At 64.0% G+C, this 20,186-nt stretch carries 12 protein-coding genes; 7 read left to right on the top strand and 5 right to left on the bottom strand.

All coding sequences use genetic code 11. The annotated features are described in order from the left end of the window. Positions 1 to 158 precede the first annotated feature (158 nt). From AC1AYX_RS10190 to AC1AYX_RS10200, 3 genes are all read right to left on the bottom strand, one after another. Positions 159 to 1,367 (bottom strand): 2-aminoethylphosphonate--pyruvate transaminase, encoded by a 1,209-nt coding sequence (locus tag AC1AYX_RS10190; protein WP_476503372.1) that lies wholly within the window; start codon positions 1,365 to 1,367, stop codon positions 159 to 161. A 228-nt stretch (positions 1,368 to 1,595) separates the two neighbouring features. Beyond that, positions 1,596 to 4,463, bottom strand: coding sequence for an extracellular solute-binding protein (locus AC1AYX_RS10195; protein ID WP_476503373.1), 2,868 nt, complete (start codon positions 4,461 to 4,463; stop codon positions 1,596 to 1,598). Between the two features lie 3 nt (positions 4,464 to 4,466). Next, positions 4,467 to 5,273 (bottom strand): ABC transporter ATP-binding protein, encoded by an 807-nt coding sequence (locus AC1AYX_RS10200; protein ID WP_476503374.1) that lies wholly within the window; start codon positions 5,271 to 5,273, stop codon positions 4,467 to 4,469. Between the two features lie 484 nt (positions 5,274 to 5,757). Here AC1AYX_RS10200 and AC1AYX_RS10205 point away from each other — a divergent pair, with 484 nt between their 5' ends. The 6 genes from AC1AYX_RS10205 (at position 5,758) to AC1AYX_RS10230 (ending at position 14,987) form a co-directional block, all read left to right on the top strand. Beyond that, positions 5,758 to 6,954 carry an SLC13 family permease gene (locus AC1AYX_RS10205; protein WP_476503375.1) on the top strand — a complete coding sequence of 399 codons (1,197 nt, stop codon included), beginning with the start codon at positions 5,758 to 5,760 and terminating at the stop codon, positions 6,952 to 6,954. Between the two features lie 105 nt (positions 6,955 to 7,059). Next, the gene (locus tag AC1AYX_RS10210; protein WP_476503376.1) at positions 7,060 to 8,064 is read left to right on the top strand and encodes a LacI family DNA-binding transcriptional regulator; all 1,005 of its coding nucleotides are present in this window, start codon (positions 7,060 to 7,062) and stop codon (positions 8,062 to 8,064) included. A 335-nt stretch (positions 8,065 to 8,399) separates the two neighbouring features. Then, positions 8,400 to 9,614 carry an MFS transporter gene (locus tag AC1AYX_RS10215; RefSeq protein WP_476503377.1) on the top strand — a complete coding sequence of 405 codons (1,215 nt, stop codon included), beginning with the start codon at positions 8,400 to 8,402 and terminating at the stop codon, positions 9,612 to 9,614. 21 nt (positions 9,615 to 9,635) lie between these two features. Beyond that, on the top strand, positions 9,636 to 11,228 hold the full coding sequence (locus AC1AYX_RS10220) for an MGH1-like glycoside hydrolase domain-containing protein (RefSeq protein ID WP_476503378.1): 1,593 nt from the start codon (positions 9,636 to 9,638) through the stop codon (positions 11,226 to 11,228). A 43-nt stretch (positions 11,229 to 11,271) separates the two neighbouring features. Beyond that, positions 11,272 to 13,857 carry a DUF4978 domain-containing protein gene (locus tag AC1AYX_RS10225; protein WP_476503379.1) on the top strand — a complete coding sequence of 862 codons (2,586 nt, stop codon included), beginning with the start codon at positions 11,272 to 11,274 and terminating at the stop codon, positions 13,855 to 13,857. 260 nt (positions 13,858 to 14,117) lie between these two features. Further along, the gene (locus AC1AYX_RS10230; RefSeq protein WP_476503380.1) at positions 14,118 to 14,987 is read left to right on the top strand and encodes a MurR/RpiR family transcriptional regulator; all 870 of its coding nucleotides are present in this window, start codon (positions 14,118 to 14,120) and stop codon (positions 14,985 to 14,987) included. A 23-nt stretch (positions 14,988 to 15,010) separates the two neighbouring features. Here the strand turns inward: AC1AYX_RS10230 and AC1AYX_RS10235 are convergent, their stop codons facing one another. Next, on the bottom strand, positions 15,011 to 15,988 hold the full coding sequence (locus AC1AYX_RS10235; RefSeq protein WP_476503381.1) for an aldo/keto reductase family protein: 978 nt from the start codon (positions 15,986 to 15,988) through the stop codon (positions 15,011 to 15,013). A gap of 272 nt (positions 15,989 to 16,260) precedes the next feature. On the opposite strand from AC1AYX_RS10235, the gene AC1AYX_RS10240 reads away from it, so the two are divergent. Beyond that, positions 16,261 to 18,138 (top strand): oleate hydratase, encoded by a 1,878-nt coding sequence (locus AC1AYX_RS10240; RefSeq protein WP_476503382.1) that lies wholly within the window; start codon positions 16,261 to 16,263, stop codon positions 18,136 to 18,138. 129 nt (positions 18,139 to 18,267) lie between these two features. Here the strand turns inward: AC1AYX_RS10240 and AC1AYX_RS10245 are convergent, their stop codons facing one another. Beyond that, positions 18,268 to 19,182 carry an aldo/keto reductase gene (locus AC1AYX_RS10245; RefSeq protein ID WP_476503383.1) on the bottom strand — a complete coding sequence of 305 codons (915 nt, stop codon included), beginning with the start codon at positions 19,180 to 19,182 and terminating at the stop codon, positions 18,268 to 18,270. Positions 19,183 to 20,186: the final 1,004 nt, after the last annotated feature.

Below are 20,186 nucleotides of genomic sequence, written 5' to 3' on the forward strand. Positions count from 1 at the left end.
GACGAGCCGCATGAAACCATCGTCATAACGACGCCTGCGATTCCCGGACATGAGAAACCGCACCTCCAATCATCGAATCCGAATTACTTCAGTCCAACAATCAGGGTGCGGTTCAGTCGAGGGGGCTCCCGCGAAGCGGGTGGGGAGAGAGGCGGGGATCAGGCGGTGAGCTTCACGTTCGCCGGGGCGGCGGCCTTGATCGGCTCGCCGGCCTTGTCCATCGCGGCGATCGCCTCGGGCACGGAAGCCGAGCCGGTGGCCGCCTCGAGCAGGCCGCGCTCGCCCATGTACAGGGCCAGCAGCTCGGTCACCTTCTCGATGTCGTCCGTGTAGATCTCGCCGATGTTGCCCAGGCGGAACGTCTCCTCGTGGGTGAGCTTGCCCGGGTAGATCGCGTAGCCGCGCTCCTTGATGAACTCGTACATGTCGTGGAAGTCGAACTTCGTGCCGTCCGGGTAGAGGAACGTGGTGATGATCGGGCCCTGGTTCTTCGCGAGGAACGTGCGGAAGCCGAGCGCCTTCATGCGGGCGATGAGCAGGTCGTTGTTGAGCTGGTAGCGGGCGGAGCGGGCCGGGATGCCGCCTTCGGCGAACATCTCGTCGAGCGCCTTCGAGAAGGCGAGCACCACGTGGGTGGGGGAGGTGTAGCGCCACTTGCCGTTCGCCTTCTCCAGCGTGTTCCACTGGTCCCACAGGTCGAGGGACAGCGAACGCGCCTTGCCCTTGGAGGCTTCGAGCTTCGCCTTGTTGCAGATGATGAAGCTGAAGCCGGGCACGCCCTGGATGCACTTGTTGGCGGAGGAGACGAGGAAGTCGATGCCCCAGCCGGAGACCGGGATGTCGACGCCGCCGAAGGAGCTCATCGCGTCGACCATGAACGTGCAGCCGTGCGCCTTGGCGACGGTGGCCACGGCGGCGATGTCGTTGAGCAGGCCGGAGGTGGTCTCCGAGTGGATCATCGAGACGTGCGTGATGGACGGATCGTTCCTCAGGTACTCCTCGACCTTGTCGGCGTCCGGGATGCGGTCGTACGGCTCGGCGTACTGGACGTAGTCGATGCCCGCGTGCTCGCAGATCTTGACCTGGCGGTCGCCGTACGCGCCGTTCGTGCACAGCAGGACCTTCTCGTCCTTGCCGATCACGGAGGTGATCACGCTCTCCACGCCGAAAGTGCCGGAGCCCTGCATGAGCACGACGGTGTAGTCGCGCGGGTCGCAGTGGGCGAGCTCGAGCAGTTGGCGGCGGATCTTCTGGGTGATCTGCTGGTAGTCCTCGTCCCACGTGCAGTGGTCGAAGAGCATCTCCTCCTTGACCGTGCGGGTCGTGGTCAGCGGTCCGGGGGTGAGCAGCTTGTATTCGTTGGCCATGATGGTCGTTTCCTTTCCTTGGCTTGATGAGTGGGGTTATGTGAAGTGCTGTTGCTGTTGCGAAATGCTGTGAATATGGCTTCCGCCCGCAGAGTGTAATCACGAAGGAAGTTTTTGAAAATTTCTACGTAGATTTCGCCCTGCGGGCGGAGTGTCGTTTGTAGTAAGCGAGTTGCGTTCAGATTGCGTTCACTTGCGCGGTCTGGGCGCGACTCAGGGCGAGGCCCGTCACTCGCCGCCTTCCGCGGCTCGCTTGCACTCGGACGAGAAGTCCTGGTGCTTCTGGAGCAGGTCGACGGTCAGCGGTTCGGGGAAGGACTTCGAACGCTTGGAGGCGTTCGCCGGGGCCTTCTCACCCTTGTAGAGCGGGGTCGGGTAGGTCTCGAGCAGCTCCTTGCGGCCCTGGTCGATGATGACGCCGGCCATCTTCTGCGCCTTCGGGTTGGTGGCGCGGCCCTTGTCGAGCACCGCCACCGATTCGGTCAGCGAGTAGTTGCCTTCGGTCGGGTCCACGTAGTCGATGGGCAGGCCGTTCTTCTTGTCCGCGACCGCCTGGTGGCGCAGGCCGAAGCCGATCGCCACCTCTTTGGCGCGCACGGACTTGAGCGGGCCGGAGCCGGACTGTTCGAGATGCGGGCCGGCGTTGCGGTAGATGTCCGTCAGGATCTTCTTGCCCTTCGCGCCGGTGCCGTAGGCGTCGACGATTGCCTGGACCATCAGCCAGCCGGTGGAGGAACCCTCCATGTCCGGCACGGAGATCAGGCCCTTGTACTCGGGCTTGGCCAGGTCGGCATAGCTCTTCGGCTTCGGCACGCCCGCGGCCTTGAGGGCCTCGGTGTTGATGATGATCGCGCCCTCCTGCGCGGTGGTGGGGGAGCGGTAGGCCGGGGCCTTCGAGTTCTCCGTGTCGCCGAGCAGCTGTGAGTGCACGTCCGTCAGGTTCGCGAACATGTGGTTGCGGTCCTGGGCGGAGTCCACGTAGTAGGAGCTCATCGTCAGCATGTCCGCCTCGAGGGCCTTGCCCTCGGCCAGCATCTTGCCGCCGAGCTCGGAGGTGCCGAACTCCTGGATGATGTACTGGTCCTTGTAGCCGTTGCGGTCGAGCGCATGTTCGAAGGCGGTGACGGCCTCCTCGTCGGCGTTCGTGTAGATGACGACCTTGCCGCCGGCCGCCGCCGCGGACGTGGAGACCGCGCCGAAGCCGACGAGCAGCGCCACGCACACCGCGGAGGCGATGCCGGTGAGCAGGCTGCGGTTCCTGCGGTTGCCGCTGTCCGGCAGCTGGAAGGTGGCGGCCGCCGCCGCGAGCTGGCGGCTCGGGCGTACGGTGCTGAACGAGGCGGCCACCTGCGGGGTCCTCACGGTGGCCTTGGCCTTGCGGGCCTCCTTGGCGCGCTCGGCGGCACGGTCGCGGGTGAACAGGGCGATCAGACCCTTGACCACGAGGTTGACGACGAGGATGAGCAGCGAGAGCACGAACACGTCGTCGAACTTGGCGATGTGCTGCAGGGCGGAGATCTTCGTCGTGATGACCTGCGTGCGGGCGCCGGTCAGGAAGACGACTGCCGAGATGGTGACCATCGCGTTGACGAAGTAGTAGCCGAAGATCTGCAGCAGGGTCGGCCACGCGTTCGGCGTGACGACGCGCACCAGCGTCTTGATCCAGTTGTCGCCCATGAGCTTGGCGGTGGTCTCCCAGCCGGCGTTCATCTTGGTCAGCGAGTCCTTGATCATCTGGTACGGGGTGGCGAAGTAGTGCACGATGTTCGCGATGATGAGGATCCAGAACGTGTTCTGCAGCGGCGAGCCGGAGAACATGAACAGGAAGGCGATGCCGAGCACCATGCCCGGGACCGTGTTGATGATCGCGGAGATCGCGTCCACCGAGCGGCGGACCCACGCGGGCAGCTTCGAACGGGAGGTGACCAGGCCCGCGGCGTAGACGAACACGCATCCGAAGATGGCGGTCATCACGGCGACGTACAGCGAGTTGGTGAACACCTGCGTCAGCTGCGAGTCGGTGAACAGGTTCGCGATGTGCGCGAACGTGAAGCCGAGATGGTCCGGCCACTCCTGGACGAACGGGATGAGCAGGATCACGAGGAACACGGAGAGCACGCACACGAGCGTGACGACCGAGGCGATGCCGCAGATCCAGTCGCGCTTCTTCCCCTTGGGCAGGTCGATCTGGCTGATCTGCTTGTAGCGGATCGCGAAGCGTTCGAGCACGGTCATCAGGACGATCGAGATGATCGACGGGATGAGCATGAACACGGCGATCACGGCGCCGCGGTTGAAGTTCGGGATCGAGCCGAGCATCTGGTTGAACAGCGTCATGGCCAGCACGTCGTAGGTGCCGCCCACCGAGGTCGGGATGCCGTAGTCGGTGAACGCGAGGAAGAACGACTGGATGAACGCGACGGCCAGCGTGCCGACCAGCGGGCGCAGCACGGTGTTGAGGAAGGTCGTCAGCGGGTTGTCGCCCATGATGTGCGAGACGATGATGAACTTCTTGTCGACGAACTGGAAGCTGTTGTTGATGAGCAGGAAGCAGGTCGGCAGCGTGTAGATGACGTAGCCGATGAGCAGGCCGTTGAACCCGTAGATGTCGAACAGCGGGTGGCCGATGATCTGCGTGATCAGGCCGTTCTTGCCGAACGAGTAGATGATCGCGAAGCCGTAGGTGATGGTCGGCAGCAGCATCGGCAGCTGCGCGAGCAGGGCGACGGCCTTCTTGAATCCGCGCGGCACGTTCGTGCAGTTGATCGTGTAGCTCAGCAGGAACGCGAGCAGCACGGCGACGAGCGCGGAGACGGCGGCGACGGTCAGCGAGTTGGTGATCGACCGGATGAATTCGGGGCGGGACAGGATCGTCGCGTAGTTGTCGAGCGTGGCCTCGCCGCCCGCGGTGGTGAAGGAGCGGATGATCACGAGGATCATCGGCACGACGAGGAATCCGATGAAGCACACGGCGACGATCGCGAGCAGCGTCCACAGTTCGGTCTGCTTCGGCTTGGAGGGCCGCGCCTCGTAGTTGTGGATCTCGGGGCGGATGTTGGGCAGCTGTTTGCCCGCCTGGATGGACTCTACCGACATGGCTCAGGCCTCCTGGCCCGCGGAGGCGAGCTCGGCGTTGGCGTGCGCGGCCGTCTCGGCCTCGTCACCCTCGTTGAACAGGGTGTAGATGTTGTTGCGCTTCACCTCGAGCTGGTGGAGGATGAACTTGCGCACGAAGTCGGACGCCGGATGCTCGATGATGTTCTCCGGGGTGTCGTACTGCGCCACCTTGCCGTGGTTGATGATGAGCACCTTGTCGCTCATCGTGCACGCCTCCTCCGGATCGTGGGTGACCATGATCGTGGTGAGGTCGTACTGCTCGACGATCTGCTTGATCTTCGCCTTGATGGACTCCTTGATCACGCCGTCCAGGGCGGACAGCGGCTCGTCGAGGAGCAGCAGCTTCGGCTTCATGACGAGGGTGCGGGCGAGCGCCACGCGCTGCTTCTGGCCGCCGGAGAGTTCGTCGATGTGCTTGTTGAGGTGCTCCTCGAGGCCGAGCAGGCTGATCAGCTCCTTGATCTCGTCCGGCGAGGAGATGCCCGGGTTGTTCCTCAGGCCGTAGGTGATGTTCTCGTAGGCGGTGAGGTTCGGGAACAGCGCGTAGTCCTGGAACACGATGTTGAAGCCGCGCTTCTCCATCGGCACGTGGGTGAGGTCCTCGCCGTTGTAGATCAGCTGGCCGCTGGTCGGCTCCGTGATGCCCAGGATGATGTTGAGCAGCGTGGTCTTGCCGCCGCCGGACGGGCCGAGGATCGACATGATCTTGCCGTTGTCCAGTTCGAGGCTGATGCCGTTCAGCACATGGGTGTCGCCGAACGACTTGGTGATGTCCTTGAGTTCGAGCATATTTCGTCAACTGCCTTTTTCTGTCCGGGCCGGCTTTCCGCGGCCCGTTCGCGGGGGCGCCGCGGTCGCGGTGCCGTGATCGGTATTCAGTTATCGCGGTTTGGACCTCATACCGTGGCAGCCGAACCGCGCTGCATCTCCTATCGTGCCGCCGCTTCGGGCCGCGCGGACGGCGTGCAGGGGAAAGTTGACTGAAACCATGGTGAACAGCAAGTGAAACTACGCGGGCGGTGTGTAGTCGGCGTAGTCCCGCATCGTGCGCGCGGACGGACCAGGGACTCGGGAAAACTTGTTCTTCATATTCCGTTCATGCGGAATTCAGTCATGAAAAATCGAAAAAGTCGGGAGGAAAAGCCAATAGCGAGTAAGCGTGACCAATGATTTCGCGGAAAACGGTCGGAAAACAGCACGCCGGGACTACGTAACAGGGCGCGGTTTCCGTTAGGATACTTACGGTAAATCCCCTTGTTCCACGGAGGAATCGATGCGGCGCTGGCTGGTCGGACTGTTGAAAAGCGAGACGATTCTCATCGTCGCCACGGTGCTGGCATTGATTTCATGCTTCATCGTCCCGCCGGACGCCGACTACAAGGGCTATGTGCACATGAGCACGATCAGCCAGCTCGTGTGCCTGATGCTCGTCGTGTGTGGTCTGCAGCGCATCGGCGTGTTCCGCATCATCGGCTCGCGTCTGCTGCATCACGTGCGCACCGCGCGGGGGCTCGTCCTCACGCTCATCTCGCTCACGTTCTTCTCCGCGATGCTCATCACCAACGACGTCGCGCTCGTCACGTTCATCCCGTTCGCGATCTCCGTGCTCGTCATGGCGCACATGGAGGAGCATGCGGTGCTCGTCGGCACGCTGATGACCATCGGTGCGAACGTGGGCAGCATGCTCACGCCGATCGGCAACGCGCACAACCTCTACCTGAAGGCGCTCACCGGCATGCCGTCGATGGAGATGATCGGCATCATGGCGCCGTACTCCGTGACCGCCGCCGTGCTGCTCGTCGTCATCACCTGCGTCGTGTTCGGCTCCAAGCCGGTCTCCGAATTCCAGTCGTTGGACGGTGCCGGCATCGAGCAGGGCGTGCTCGCGCCGGAAAGCGGCAAGCCGCGCCCCGACGAGATCCGCATCACCGGCTATGGCGCCGGCTACGGCGGATGGCGCACCGTCGTCTACGCGCTGCTGTTCGTGGTCTGCCTGCTCGCGGTGAGCGACTTCATCCCGCTGTGGCTCATGTGCGTGATCGTGTTCGCCGCGTTCCTCGTGTGCGACCGCAAGGCGTTCCGCAACGTGGATTGGGGGTTGCCGCTCACCTTCACGATGTTCTTCATCTTCATCGGCAACATGAAGCGCGTGCCCGAATTCTACGAGCTCGCCGCCTCGCTGGTGGACGCGCATCCGCTGGAGGTTGCGGTCGGCTCGAGCCAGCTCATCAGCAACGTGCCCACCACGATTCTGCTGTCCGGCTTCACCGAGCAGTGGCGTCCGCTCATCATCGGCACGAACCTGGGCGGCATGGGCACGCTCATCGCCTCGATGGCCTCCCTGATCGGCTACAAGAACGTCGTGCGCAAATATCCGGACCGCAAGGGCCGCTACCTCGCCGTCTACTCGGCCGTCAACGTGCTCTTCCTCATCGTCCTCGTGGGGCTTTCCTGGATCATCGAGCCGTGACCGGCGCCGGTCGGCGGGGACGCTCGTCGTCGTGGTGTAACGTTTATATGGCTGGTTCGCGTCGATCAGCGAACGATTCGATTGGCCGAAACGGGGAGTATCGCCATGGCTACATTGCGTGACGTCGCCAAGGAGGCGGGAGTGTCCATCGCCACCGCGTCGGTGGTGCTTCGTGGCGAACCGGGGTTCAAGCCGGCGACGCGTGAGCGGATTCTCCAGGCCGCCGAGAAACTGCATTACACGGCGAACCTGTCCGCCCGTTTCCTCAAGCAGGGCAGCAGCGGCGTCATCGCGTTCGTCGTCCCCGAATTGGGGAACCCGTATTTCTCCGATCTGGCATCGGCCATTTCGCGGGAGGCGGCCAAGGCCGGCTATCAGGTCATCGTGGTGCAGACGAACGCCTCGCCCGAAGCCGAGCGCGACTCGCTCAAACGCATCAGCACGCCGATGTGCGACGGGCTGATCGTCAATCTGCACAACACTTCGGAGGACGAGCTCCGATCCCTGATCGGGGACCATCCCGCGGTGCTGTTCGAGGATTATGCGGCGCACCCCCGCTACGACAATGTGGCATTGCCCTTGGAAGCGTCGTTCCGGGCGGTGTTCTCCTATCTGAAGTCACGTGGATACGAGCATGCGGCGATCGCCGGTGGCCGACGGTTCGCTCCGGGCGAGTTCGGTCAGGAGGGCCGCAACACCGGTTCGCATCTCGCGGTCCGGGCGATGATCGACGCCGGTCTCGGCTCGGAGAGCGACACGATTCCATGCGAATGGACGGTGGAGGGCGGGGCCAAGGCCGCCGCGACGCTCGTCCAGGCGGACCTGGGGTACGATGTCGTCTTCTGCATGAACGACCTCATCGCCTTCGGTCTGATGCGCGGCATGAGGGAGATGGGCATCCGCGTACCCGAAGACAAGGCGGTGTTCGGGTTCGACGGTGTGAGCCCCGCCGCGTACTGCGCGCCGTTGCTGAGCACGATAGCCATCGATTTCGATGATATGGCCAGGCAGGCCGTATCGATGCTGGTCGAGCGTATCCGGGGCGGGGAATCCGTCGAACCGCGTAGGCGCATCGCCGGGTTCTCCCTGGTCCGCGGCGAATCGGCCTGACGGGCGTCTCCTGCATGCCCGGGGTCTCCCCGGGCCCATCTGTTCCGTGGATGGTCTCCCGGTATCCCCGTGTATTGAACCTATTGGGTGAAACGTTATTGGCAAACCTCAACAAGAACGTTTCAACACGCCGGCGGCAGAGAAATACATATCGGCATATATACGTTGAAAAATAGCCATTACATAGCATCCGAGCATATGGCTGCGCAAAAAGGTTAAACGTTCTTGTAAATTCATGTTATGCTGAATGCGACAACGGAAACGGCGGGAGCGGGGTCCAGCGATGGGCGCCGTCGTCCGTCTCCATGTGGAATCCCGAATCCAAAGGAACAACCATGACAAAGGAAGTCAAGAAGTACGGTCTCACCGTGCAGCTGGCCGTACTGGCGGTATCGCTGCTGCTCACCAGCTCCAACATCATCAACGGCATCCTGCCGCAGATCCGCGATGGTCTTCATGTGTCCAACGCGGCCGCCGAACTGCTGTCCACCACGCCGTCGCTCACCGCACTGATCACGCTGCTGCTCAGTCCGGCGATGGCCAGATTCTTCGGGCTGAAGAACGTGATCGGTCTCGGCGTCGCCCTCGTCGGTGTCTCCGGAGTGGTGCCGATGTTCGTCAGCGACTACACTGTGATCCTCATCTCGCGCATCGTGCTCGGCCTGGGACTCGGCTGCTACAACTCGCTGGCCGTCGCCATTATCCAGGTGATGTGGTCCGGCGATACCCGTTCCACACTGCTGGGTATCCGCGGCGCGTTCGAGAACATCGGCCAGATGATCCTCACCGCGCTGGTCGGCGTGCTGGCCTCCTCGTTCGGCTGGCAGGGCTCCTTCTCCGCCTACATCCTCTCGTTCGCGGCACTCGCATGGTTCTGGATCGTCGTCCCGGACGTCAAGCTCGCCGACGACAAATCCGATGACGAGGATGCCGCCGAGGGCGGCGATGTGTTCGCAGAGAAATCGAATTACGTGATTCTCATCTTGTTCGCGCTGTTCGCCGCCGGCTATCTGATCGCCATGCAGTCCGGCTTCGTGCGCTGGGCGGCCGTCACGCAGGAGGCGCTGGGCGCCGACTTCAACACATCCACCGTCATGTCCATCGGCGTGGCCGCCGGCATCGTCTCCGGCTTCGGATTCGGCGCGCTGAACAAAATCCTCGGCGACATGAACACCCTGTATCTGGGCATCGCCATCGAGGCGCTGGGCTGCTTCCTCCTGTACTTCGCGAACGGCAGCTGGCCGATGCTCGTCGCCTCGATCATCTGCTTCTACGTGCCCGGGCCGATCCTTGGACCGTGGCTGTTCAACCAGCTGCCGAAGTACGCGACCAGATCCCAGCAGGCGTTCTGGTCCACCGCCATCATGATCGGCTTCCACGTGGGCATCTTCCTCGCCCCGCTCGCCATGACCGCCGTCGAGGCGATCCTCGGAAGCTCCGATCTGGCCGTCTCCTTCCTGCCGTTCGGCATCGCGCTGCTGCTCGTCATCGTCGGCGTGTTCGCCTACATCCACCTGAACCGCGCCCGCAACGGTGCCGAGAAGGCCTGAACGAACGGGAAGGAGCCGACCATGGCCGAGACCTACCAGCCGGTCGAGGAGTTCACCGCGCCTGCGCCGCTACGCGACGCCGACGACGTGATCGACCTCTACGCCGGCATCTTCAACCGCAATGACGAGGAACTGTACGTCCAGGACATCGCCGATGAGAAGTCCGCCGACTGGATGCGCCGCGAGGTGCCGTTCTTCGAATGCGCCGACGCGGTCATCGAACGCGTCTACTGGTTCCGCTGGTGGACGTTCCGCAAGCACATCACATCCACGCCGGAAGGCCGCATCATCACCGAATTCCTGCCCGACGTCTACTGGGCCGGCGCGTACAACTCCATCAACTGCGCGAACGGGCATCATGTCGCCGAAGCCCGTTGGCTGAGGAACGGCGACGACCTGATCCGCGGCTATGTGGACTTCTGGTTCAAAGGCTCCGGCGACGAGCTGTCCTATTCGTCCTGGATCGTCGACGCGGTGCGCCGTTATGCCGAGACCCGCGCGGACCGGGACTTCGCCGTATCCCTGCTCGACGGGTTCGTGCGGTTCTATGAGACCGTCGAGGAGCGCAACATGACGCGTTATGGCCTGTTCTGGTCGTACGACGACCGCGACGCGATGGAGGACTCCATCTCCGGATCCGGCCTGCGCCCCACGCTCAACAGCTACATGGCCGCCAACGCACGATCCATCGCCGTGATCGCCCGATGGTCGGGTCGGAGCGACCTCGCCGACCGGTTCGACGCGAAGGCGTCCGCCCTGACGGGGCTCATCCGCGAGGAGCTGTGGGATCCGGAAGGCGAGTTCTTCAAGGTCCTGCCGTTGGATGACAAGGACGGCGTCATCGCCGCCACGGATTTCACCGATGTGGATCCCTCACGCAACGTGCGTGAGGAAATCGGATACATCCCGTGGGCGTTCGGACTGGCGGACGAACGGCATGAAGGCGCGTGGCGTTTCCTCGCCGATCCCGATTATTTCGCGGGGGCCGTGGGCATCCGCACCGCCGAGGCATGCCATCCTCGCTACATGAACCGCGACTCGGCCCATGAATGCCAGTGGAACGGTCCCTGCTGGCCCTACGCCACCACGCAGACCCTCAACGCGATGATCGCCGAGATCCGTTCCGGCCGCGGCGGCGTGGGGCCCGGCGATTTCATGCGCGAACTGCGCCGGTACGCCGCCATCCATCGCCGACAGACGGCGGACGGCGAGATGGTCGACTGGATCGACGAGGATCTCGACGCCGACACCGGCGCATGGATCTCCCGCGACCAGCTCGAGGCGTGGGAATGGAGGAAGGACAAAGGCGGATACGAACGGGGCAAGGACTACAACCACTCCGCATTCGCGGACCTCGTCATCTCCGGGTTCGCCGGCGTGGACGTCCATGGCGATGCGGACGGCCGTACCACGCTCACCGTGGCCCCGCTCGCCGTCGGCCACGGGATGCCGTACTGGCGGCTGCTGGGATTGCCGGCGGGCGACTCCACCGTCGACCTCTACTACGACCTTCTCGGCGACCGCTACGGGCATGGTCCCGGACTCACCGTCATCGTGGACGGGATCTCCCATCACGACGACTCCGCACGGCCACGCATCGACGTCACCCTGTGAGCCGTCGCCGTCATACCACCACCCTCACGCATAAGGAGAACCAATGTCACGGATGCAGCATCCCCGGTGCACTGTGCTGAAATCGGCCGTGGCGGCGATGGCCGCCATAGCCATGACCATGCCCATCGGCGCGTTCGCGGCCGAGAACGGCTCCACGCACGCGCAGGAGCAGGAGAGCCGTCGCGTGGTCTCACGCGTCGCCCGGAAAGGCAACGGCGAATACTATCTTGAAGTGGACGGCAGGCCGTACCTGTACTCGTTCGCCCAGAACATGGGCACATGGGAGCGCATGGGGCACCAGGAGGAGTTCAAGGAGAACTCCGGCTCCAGCCGAAATGACTATCCCACGAGGCATCTCGATCTAAGCTTCGGCGAGAACGCGTACGAGAAGACCGCGAACCTCAACTACGCGACCATATCCCAGGCGCTGCTATGGAGGGACGTCGAAGTCAGGCCCGGAGAATACGACTTCACCGTATTGGACGCCTATGTGAACTGGGCCAGGAAATACGGGCTGAAGATCGACCTCGCGTGGTTCGGATCCGCCTGCCAGAGCGGTTCGCGCATCCCCACATACAGCGGCGCATGGAACGGCAAGGAGAACAAGACCGTCGACATCGGCTACCAGTACACCGCGCCGTCCTGGTATGTGCAGGACGAGGACGGCGATCCGATCGGCGACTACTACGACATCACCGGAGGCAAAGGCAAGGTCGACTATCCGCTCATCACCACCGGTCCGAAGGCCGAGAAGATGAAACAAGCCGAGATCGCAACGATGAAGGCGATCTTCGCCCATCTGGCGCAGACCGATCCGGATGGCACCGTCATCTCCATCCAGCTCGAGAACGAGGCGAACAACAACCCGCACTTCAAAGACCGGTACATCGACTGGATCAACGAACTCGGCAAAGCCGTCAAGGAATCGGATTACAGCATCGCCACGCGCGTGAACTACTCCGGTTCCGGCTATCCGGTGAACGTCAACGATTACGCATACATCGACTTCGCCGGACCCGATCCATACTCCACCAGTGTCAGCCGCATGAAGGAGATCATCGTCGGAGGCAAACGATACTCCACACTCGGTCACATCGCCGAGAACTCCGGCGACTACGCCAACCTGACCTCGCTGGAGACCGCCGCCTTCGCGGCCGGAGGCGGATACGGCACCTGGGAGATCGACAACTGGTTCTGTGACGGAGGCGGCGGCCACTTCAACGGTCCGCACGCGCTGTATTCCAACCTGGAGCAGAGCGACATCCACTCCCAGGAGATGTACTACGACTGGAAACTCGGCGAGATACCCACCATGACCGAACAGGCCAAGGAACTACAGCGGTACAATCCGGGACTCAACGCCATAGGACAGATACTGGCGGGGGCGACGGCATCCGACCGCGCCGGCTTCAACGTCGACCAGGACGATCCGCAGACCGAATACTCGGCCATGAAAACGATCGGCCGGTATCGTCTCGGTTTCCACACGACCGACGGTGCCGTCGGCATCGCCGCCACCGACGGCCGGAACCTGTACGTGACCTCCGACACCGCCGGTTCCGTCACCATCACCACCGAGCAACGACCCGACGCCGCCAGCATCGGCGCATTCGACGAGAACGGCGAATGGGCGGCGGCGGAGCAACGCGCCGTCACCGCGCAGAACGACGGCACCTACGCCATCACACTGAAGACGGGAGAGGCGTTGCGTCTCGGCATGCCGGTCAGTGACATACCGGGCAACCTGGCATTGGGCGCCACTGCGAAACACAGCGGAGCGGACGCCGACTACCCGGCCTCGAACGTCAATGACGGCGATGAATGGAGCGGCACGAAAAGCCGGAACAACCCCACCTATCCGCAATACGTCACCCTGACGTGGGACAAGCCGCAGACCTTCGACACCGTCGATCTGTCCGGCATCTACGCCAAAGACCAGAACCCTACCGACTGGGACATCGAGATCTCCCAAAACGGCAAGAACGGATGGACGCGGGTCGCCTCCTCCGGCGACGTGACATGGAGCACCTCGGACGGGACGGCCGAGCACCACGCCGTCACGATGCCCATGCAGCGTGACGTCATGGCCATGCGCGTACGCATCAACAAGGCGGCGACCACCTGGGGAGCGTACTACATCACCGAAATCGCCGTGACCGACACATTGCAGCCTCTGGCGGAACTCGTCGCGGACATCGACTCCTCCGGGCCGAAGGAACCGGACTACACCGCTGAGACATGGGAGCCGTTCGCGCAGGCGTTGGATGCGGCTCGCACGATGCTGAAGCAATCGGAACCCGACGGCCATGCGGCGAACGGGGCGAAGCGGACCTTGGAATCGGCATGGAAGGCGTTGACGAAGGCGGAGCGGCCGGCCGACCCGGGAACCTCCGGACCGGACCGACCGGGCGCGCCCGCCGACCAGAACGGGACGGACCGGTCGAACCGGCCGACGGAACCCGGAAAATCCGGGGATGACGCCAGGGCCTCCGATGCCGCGGTCACCGGGCGGAAGCGGTTGTCCGACACGGGTGCCGCCGTGGTCCTGATCGCCATGGCCGCCGCCGTCGCCGCGCTCGCGGGCATCGGCATGGCCGTCGGCGGACGCAGGTACGGCGACCACGGATAAGAGACGACCGGAACGGCATGGCGTCCCTCATGCCGACGGCATCCCAGTGTGAGGCCCGGCCCATGACGGGCCTCACACGTTTCGCCCGTGACGAGCCGTGACGTTTGCGTGACCGGCGTGGTCCATGTCGACCCGCAGGGAAAGTTAACGCACGGTTCACCTTCCGGTCAACCGTAGTCCCTCGGCGGCACACCCGCGCGGGCTATCGTCGTCCTCGACAATACGAGATGATGGTGGAACTGTCGCGAGGAGATGGAACCTTGCAGCCTTCGGTGGGAATTCGCGAACGCATCGACCACGTGTATCCGTCATTGAGGCCGGCCGAACGGTCCGTCGCGCGGTACATCCGCGACCATATCGAGGAGGCGGCGGGGCTGACCGTCGGCCAGCTCGCCGAGGCGACGCACGTCAGCCAGCCGACCGTGATCCGCTTCTCCCGCAAGCTCGGCTTCGGCGGCTATCGCGAACTGCGCTACGTGCTGCGGCATCCCGAGGCGGAGCGCCAGGTGACGTTCGATCCGCTCGAAGGATTCGACCTCAATCCGTGGGACGATCCGGAGAGCGTTCCCGCCAAGGCCGCCGCCGGCGCCACATCGCTCATCGACGAGCTGCGACGTTCGCTCGACGTGAAGGCGTTCCGCAAGGCGACGACCCTGCTCGCCGGCGCGGACGCCATCGACATCTACGGCGTGGAGAACTCGCTCGTGCCCGCCACCGACCTGTTCACCAAACTCATGTATCTGGGATTGGACTGCCGCCTCAACACGGACGCCTACCTCCAGCAGATCGGCGCCGGGCATCTCACCGGCGACGACGTGGCGATCGCGTTCTCCCATTCCGGATCGTCGGCGGACACGGTGAAGGCGCTGCGTCTCGCCAAGGCGGCGGGCGCGCGCACCATCGCCGTGACCAATCACGTCGGCTCGCCGTTGGCCGGTTCCGCCGACGTGACGCTGGTCACCGGCTCCGGATCGCACACGATCTACGGCAACGCGATCTTCTCGCGCGTGGCGAACGTGGCGCTCGTCGACATGCTCTACATGGGCGTGATCCTGTCCGACTACGGCCGGTTCTCCACCGCGCTCGACCAGTCGGGCAGGATGATTGCGGACCGGGAGTACCGGGGCTGAGCCCCGGTACCCACCCCCAAGGCTCAGCCGACGTGGCGCTCGAAGCGGTGGAAGCCGGTGATCGCGTCGATCTCGGCCATCGCGTCGGCGGGGATCTCGAAGCCGGAGGCCCTGAGGTTGTTCTCCAGCTGGCTGGGCTTGCTGGCACCGGCGATCACGCAGCTGATCTCCTTGTGCTGGAGGATCCAGGCGAGGGAGAGGGCCGGCAGGTTCACGCCGAGTTCGTCGGCCACGCCGCGCAGACGCTCGACCATGTCGAGGTTCGCATCGGTGAGCAGGTCGTTGATCTGGTGGTCGGCCTGCCAGGTGGCGCGTGAGCCGGCCGGCAGCGGCTGGCCCTTGCGGTACTTGCCGGTGAGCAGGCCCTGGGCGAGCGGTGAGAACGTGGTGATGCCGATGCCGAGCTTCGAGCACACGCCCATGATCTCGTGCTCGATGTAGCGGTCGGCGAGGTTGTACTGCGGCTGCACCACGGTGATCGGGTAGAGGCCGAGACGGTCGATGATGCGTTGCGCCTCCTGGAGCCTCGCGCCGCCCCATTCCTCGGAGACGCCGTAGTAGAGGACCTTGCCCTGCGCGACGAGGTCGCTCATCGCGCGCAGCGTCTCCTCCAGATCGGTGGACTCGTCGAAGCGGTGGCAGTAGTAGAGGTCGAGGTAGTCGGTCCTCATGTTCTTCAGGCTCTGCTCGCAGCTCTCGAAGATGTGCTTGCGGCTCAGGCCGCGGTCGTTCACGCCGTCGCCGGTGGGGAAGAACACCTTCGAGGAGATGACCAGCTCGCGGCGCGGGAAGCGGCTCAGCACCTCGCCGAAGAAGCGTTCGGCCACGCCCGCGGAATACGCGTCGGCGCAGTCGAAGAAGTTCACGCCGTTGTCGAACGCGAGGTCGACGGTCTGCTTCGCCACGTCCTCGGCGGCGGTGCCCTTGAGGTCGGTCACCCAGCTGCCCAGCGCGATCTCGCTGATCTTCAGTCCGGACTTGCCTACGTTGCGGTACTTCATCGTTGCTGCTCTTTCCTTGATTCAGGCGTTAACGGTCACAATCCATTGAATCACTTCAAGTGCGCTTCAATGCAAGCTCCGCATGATGGACGTGGCGTGCCCATCCGCCGTGCCCATCCGTCGTGCCCATCCGTCGTGCCCACCCGGCCGTGGCGTTCCCGTATCCGGACACGACACCGGTGTAGTGTCTATGGTGGGAGAGAGCGAAATGCGACATGATGTCTGACGGACGGAATTGACGGTCTGTCAACATATCCTCAAGGAGGCGGCATATGTATTATTCCAACGGCAACTACGAGGCGTTCGCGCGGCCGAAGAAGCCGGAAGGCGTCGACGGCAAGCACGCGTACATCATCGGCACCGGACTCGCGGCCCTGTCCGCCGCATGCTATCTCGTGCGCGACGCGCAGATGCCCGGCGAGAACATCCACATCCTCGAAAAGGACGACGTGCCCGGCGGCGCCTGCGACGGCGCCGAGATTCCCGGACTCGGCTACGTGATGCGCGGCGGGCGCGAGATGGACAACCACTTCGAGGTGATGTGGGACCTGTTCCGCTCCATCCCCTCCATCGAGAACCCCGACGTCTCCGTGCTCGACGAGTACTACTGGCTCAACAAGGAGGATCCGAACTACTCGCTGTGCCGCGCCACCAAGGACCAGGGCAAGGACGCCGGCACCAAGGGCCGGTTCGGTCTGTCCGACAAGGCCGCGCAGGAGATCATGAAGCTCTTCTTCACCCCCGACGAGGAGCTCTACGACAAGCCGATCACCGACTTCTTCGACGACGAGGTGCTCGACTCCAACTTCTGGATGTACTGGCGCACCATGTTCGCGTTCGAGAACTGGCATTCCGCGCTGGAGATGAAACTGTACATCAAGCGCTACATCCACCACATCGGCGGCCTGCCGGACTTCAGCGCCCTGCGCTTCACCCGCTACAACCAGTACGAGTCGATGATCCTGCCGATGGTCACCTACCTCGAGTCGCACGGCGTCGAATTCCGTTACGGCACCAAGGTCGAGAACGTCGAATTCGCGATCGGCGGCGGCGACGGGCCGAAGCGCGAACGCACCGGCGTCGGCCAGGACACGATCCTCAAGATCCAGGCGACCTCCGGCGTGTTCAAGCGCAACCCGTACGGCAGCGCCACGAAGAAGATCGCCGTGCGCCTCGACCTCGACCACGAAGGCGACAAATCCTCCATCGACCTGACCGAGAACGACTACGTGTTCATCACCAACGGCGGCTGCGTCGAGAACTCCACCATGGGCTCGCAGCACGCGCCCGCGCCGTGGAACCCGGACCTGAAACCGGGCGGCGGCTGGGACATGTGGCGCCGCATCGCCGCGCAGGACCCGAGCTTCGGCCACCCGGACAAGTTCTGCTCCGACCCGCAGGCCACCAAGTGGATGAGCGCCACCGTCACCACGCTCGACGGCGAGATCCCGCCCTACATCCAGCGCATCTGCAAGCGCGACCCGTTCTCGGGCCACGTCGTGACCGGCGGCATCGTCACCGTCGCCGACTCCAGCTGGCTGATGAGCTGGACCCTCAACCGCCAGCAGCAGTTCCGCGACCAGAGCAAGGACCAGCTGTGCGTCTGGGTGTACGGCCTGTTCCCCGACAAGCCCGGAGACTACGTGAAGAAGCCGATGACCGAATGCACCGGCGAGGAGATCTGCGCCGAATGGCTCTACCACATGGGCGTGTCGACGGAGAAGATCGAGGCGCTCGCCGCGAAGCACGCCAACACAGTGCCGGTCATGATGCCGTACATCACCGCGTTCTTCATGCCGCGCGCCGCCGGCGACCGCCCGGACGTCGTGCCGGACGGCGCCGTCAACTTCGCGTTCCTCGGCCAGTTCGCCGAGACGCCGCGCGACACGATCTTCACCACCGAGTATTCGATGCGCACCGGCATGGAGGCCGTCTACACGCTGCTCGACGTGGACCGCGGCGTGCCCGAGGTGTGGGGCAGCGTCTACGACGTGAGGAACCTCCTCAACGCCACGGTGAAACTGCGCGACGGCGCGCCCGTCGCGGACATGAAGCTCAACTTCGTGGAACGCGCCGTGCTCGGCAAGGTGCTGAAGAAGCTCGACGGCACCGACATCGCCACGCTGCTCAAGGAGTATCACGTGATCTGACCGCGTGACCCGCGCATGCGATTCGGCATGCGCGGGAACGGCGACGGCCCGGCCGCAGGCGGTGAGCCTGCGCCGGGCCGTCGTTCGTTCCGATGTCGGCGATCGTCGCTGTGCGTCGGTGGTGACGGTTCAGATGTTGCCGCGCACGTGCTGGTCCGCCCACGACTGGGAGTGCGTGAACGTGGCCGGATCGGCGCTCACGTTCGCGTGCGGGTCGTCGAGCGCGTCGATGGCGGCGATCTCGGCGGCGGTCAGGTCGAAGCCGGCGCTCGCGAGGTTCTCGCGCATGCGCTCCACGTGCTTCGACTTCGGGATGACGATGCGTCCCTCCTGCGTATGCCAGCGCAGCACCACCTGCCCCGGCGTCGTCCCGTGCGCCTCGGCGGCCGCCGTGACCGGTCCGGATTCGATGTCCCTGCCGTGGCCGAGCGGGCTGTACGCCTCGACCGCGATGCCGTGCGCCTTGCAGAACGCGCGCACGCCGGGCTGGTTGAAGCGCGGGTGCGCCTCGATCTGGTTCACGGCCGGCGCCTCGCCGGAATCCTCGATGATCGCGCGCAGATGCTCGGGCAGGAAGTTGCTCACGCCCGGCACGCGGATCGCGCCTTCGTCGCGCAGCCTCAGCAGGGCGCGCCACGTCTCGCGGTAGAAGCCGGCGGCGGGGAACGGCCAGTGGATGAGATACATGTCGATGACGTCGACGCCCAGCTTGCGGCGCGACTCGTCGAACGCGACGCGCGCCGCGTCGTAGCCTTGGTCGCAGTTGCGCAGCTTCGTGGTCACCCAGACCTTGCCGGCCATGCCGGTGGCGCGCAGGGCGTCGCCGATCTGCTGCTCGTTGTAGTAGGCGGCCGCCGTGTCGATGTGCCGGTAGCCGAGTTCCAGCGCCTCCTCGACCGCGCGTTGCGTGTCCTCGGGCGGGATCTGGAACGTGCCGAACCCGATCTGCGGGATCCGGGTGCCGGCCTTGTCGTGCAACGTCAGTTCGGGCGACGTCGCGGGTGATTCCTCATGTGATGTGGTTGTCTGCGGATCGCTCATCATGCCCCCATTCGTCGATGATGTGGAATCGGGTTCCATTGTAGGCCCGTGCGCGGGCGTTCCCGGGGGTCTATCCCGCGGATGCCGTCCGAATCGGCGGTGATGCGACACGCCGGGCGAACGGCGGTATGACAGCGTTCTGAAACCGGTTTCAGCATACGTTTGCAAAACGAGCCGGCGGCGTCTATCATGTGAGATGTCAGCCGGGATACGAAGCCGGCGACCCAATAAGAAAGGTGGATATCATGACCAACAAGAACATCTTCGGTGATTTCATCAGCTACTGCGCCGACAACATGTTCCCGGAGAACATCGCCCGCCAGAAGATGGCCGAGACCGCTCGTCGTCACGGCGATCGCTGAATCGCATACTGATTCGTCCGCAGTCAGGTAGCGGATCGTCGGATTGATGCCAGGGCAGATGGCATCGGAGGCGTTCCGTGAGTTGCATGAACAATGAGGATACGGACAACGGCGTCCGCCCATAATCGTCTTCAGGATTCCCGCCCGCATACCGCGAGGCGGGTTTCGTCATATTCGGAGTAAATCGGCGTTCCCCGGTCTTTCGTATGCGCGTGGGCGTTTGCGGGCGCGTGTCGGCCCTCTCTGTGGAGGGGGCTCCCGGCGTGAGCCGGGTGGGGGAGAGCGCTCCCCCTTGTGAGGGGGGAGCTGGCGGCCGCAGGCCGACTGAGGGGTTGTCGGGTTGTTTGTGGTCGGTTTTTCGACACGCCGGTGGAGGCTAGTGTTTGCAGGGGTTTTGGGGGTTGTTTTGTGGTGTGGGTTTGCGGTGTTGGTCGGTGTGGTGTAGGTTATTCATTCGCTGCCGCTGAGCGGTCCGGTTGTCTGCTGTTGGTTGGTTTCCGGGGTGTTCGGCGCGTGGTGGTGGTTTGAGAACTCAAGAGTGTGTTGTACTACTTACTTCTTTATAGTCAATGATTGCCAGTCCGATTCCCGCTCGTTTTCGAGTACCCGAGGGGGTTTGATGGGGGTCGGGGTTTTTGTGCGAAC

The organism is Bifidobacterium sp. LH_419 (assembly GCF_056356955.1).

What these genes read in the sequence shown, in the direction of transcription:
- AC1AYX_RS10190 (WP_476503372.1), bottom strand. Translation starts at nt 1,367, where the DNA reads ATGGCCAACGAATACAAGCTGCTCACCCCCGGACCGCTGACCACGACC.
- AC1AYX_RS10195 (WP_476503373.1), bottom strand. Translation starts at nt 4,463, where the DNA reads ATGTCGGTAGAGTCCATCCAGGCGGGCAAACAGCTGCCCAACATCCGC.
- AC1AYX_RS10200 (WP_476503374.1), bottom strand. Translation starts at nt 5,273, where the DNA reads ATGCTCGAACTCAAGGACATCACCAAGTCGTTCGGCGACACCCATGTG.
- AC1AYX_RS10205 (WP_476503375.1), top strand. Translation starts at nt 5,758, where the DNA reads ATGCGGCGCTGGCTGGTCGGACTGTTGAAAAGCGAGACGATTCTCATC.
- AC1AYX_RS10210 (WP_476503376.1), top strand. Translation starts at nt 7,060, where the DNA reads ATGGCTACATTGCGTGACGTCGCCAAGGAGGCGGGAGTGTCCATCGCC.
- AC1AYX_RS10215 (WP_476503377.1), top strand. Translation starts at nt 8,400, where the DNA reads ATGACAAAGGAAGTCAAGAAGTACGGTCTCACCGTGCAGCTGGCCGTA.
- AC1AYX_RS10220 (WP_476503378.1), top strand. Translation starts at nt 9,636, where the DNA reads ATGGCCGAGACCTACCAGCCGGTCGAGGAGTTCACCGCGCCTGCGCCG.
- AC1AYX_RS10225 (WP_476503379.1), top strand. Translation starts at nt 11,272, where the DNA reads ATGTCACGGATGCAGCATCCCCGGTGCACTGTGCTGAAATCGGCCGTG.
- AC1AYX_RS10235 (WP_476503381.1), bottom strand. Translation starts at nt 15,988, where the DNA reads ATGAAGTACCGCAACGTAGGCAAGTCCGGACTGAAGATCAGCGAGATC.
- AC1AYX_RS10240 (WP_476503382.1), top strand. Translation starts at nt 16,261, where the DNA reads ATGTATTATTCCAACGGCAACTACGAGGCGTTCGCGCGGCCGAAGAAG.
- AC1AYX_RS10245 (WP_476503383.1), bottom strand. Translation starts at nt 19,182, where the DNA reads ATGATGAGCGATCCGCAGACAACCACATCACATGAGGAATCACCCGCG.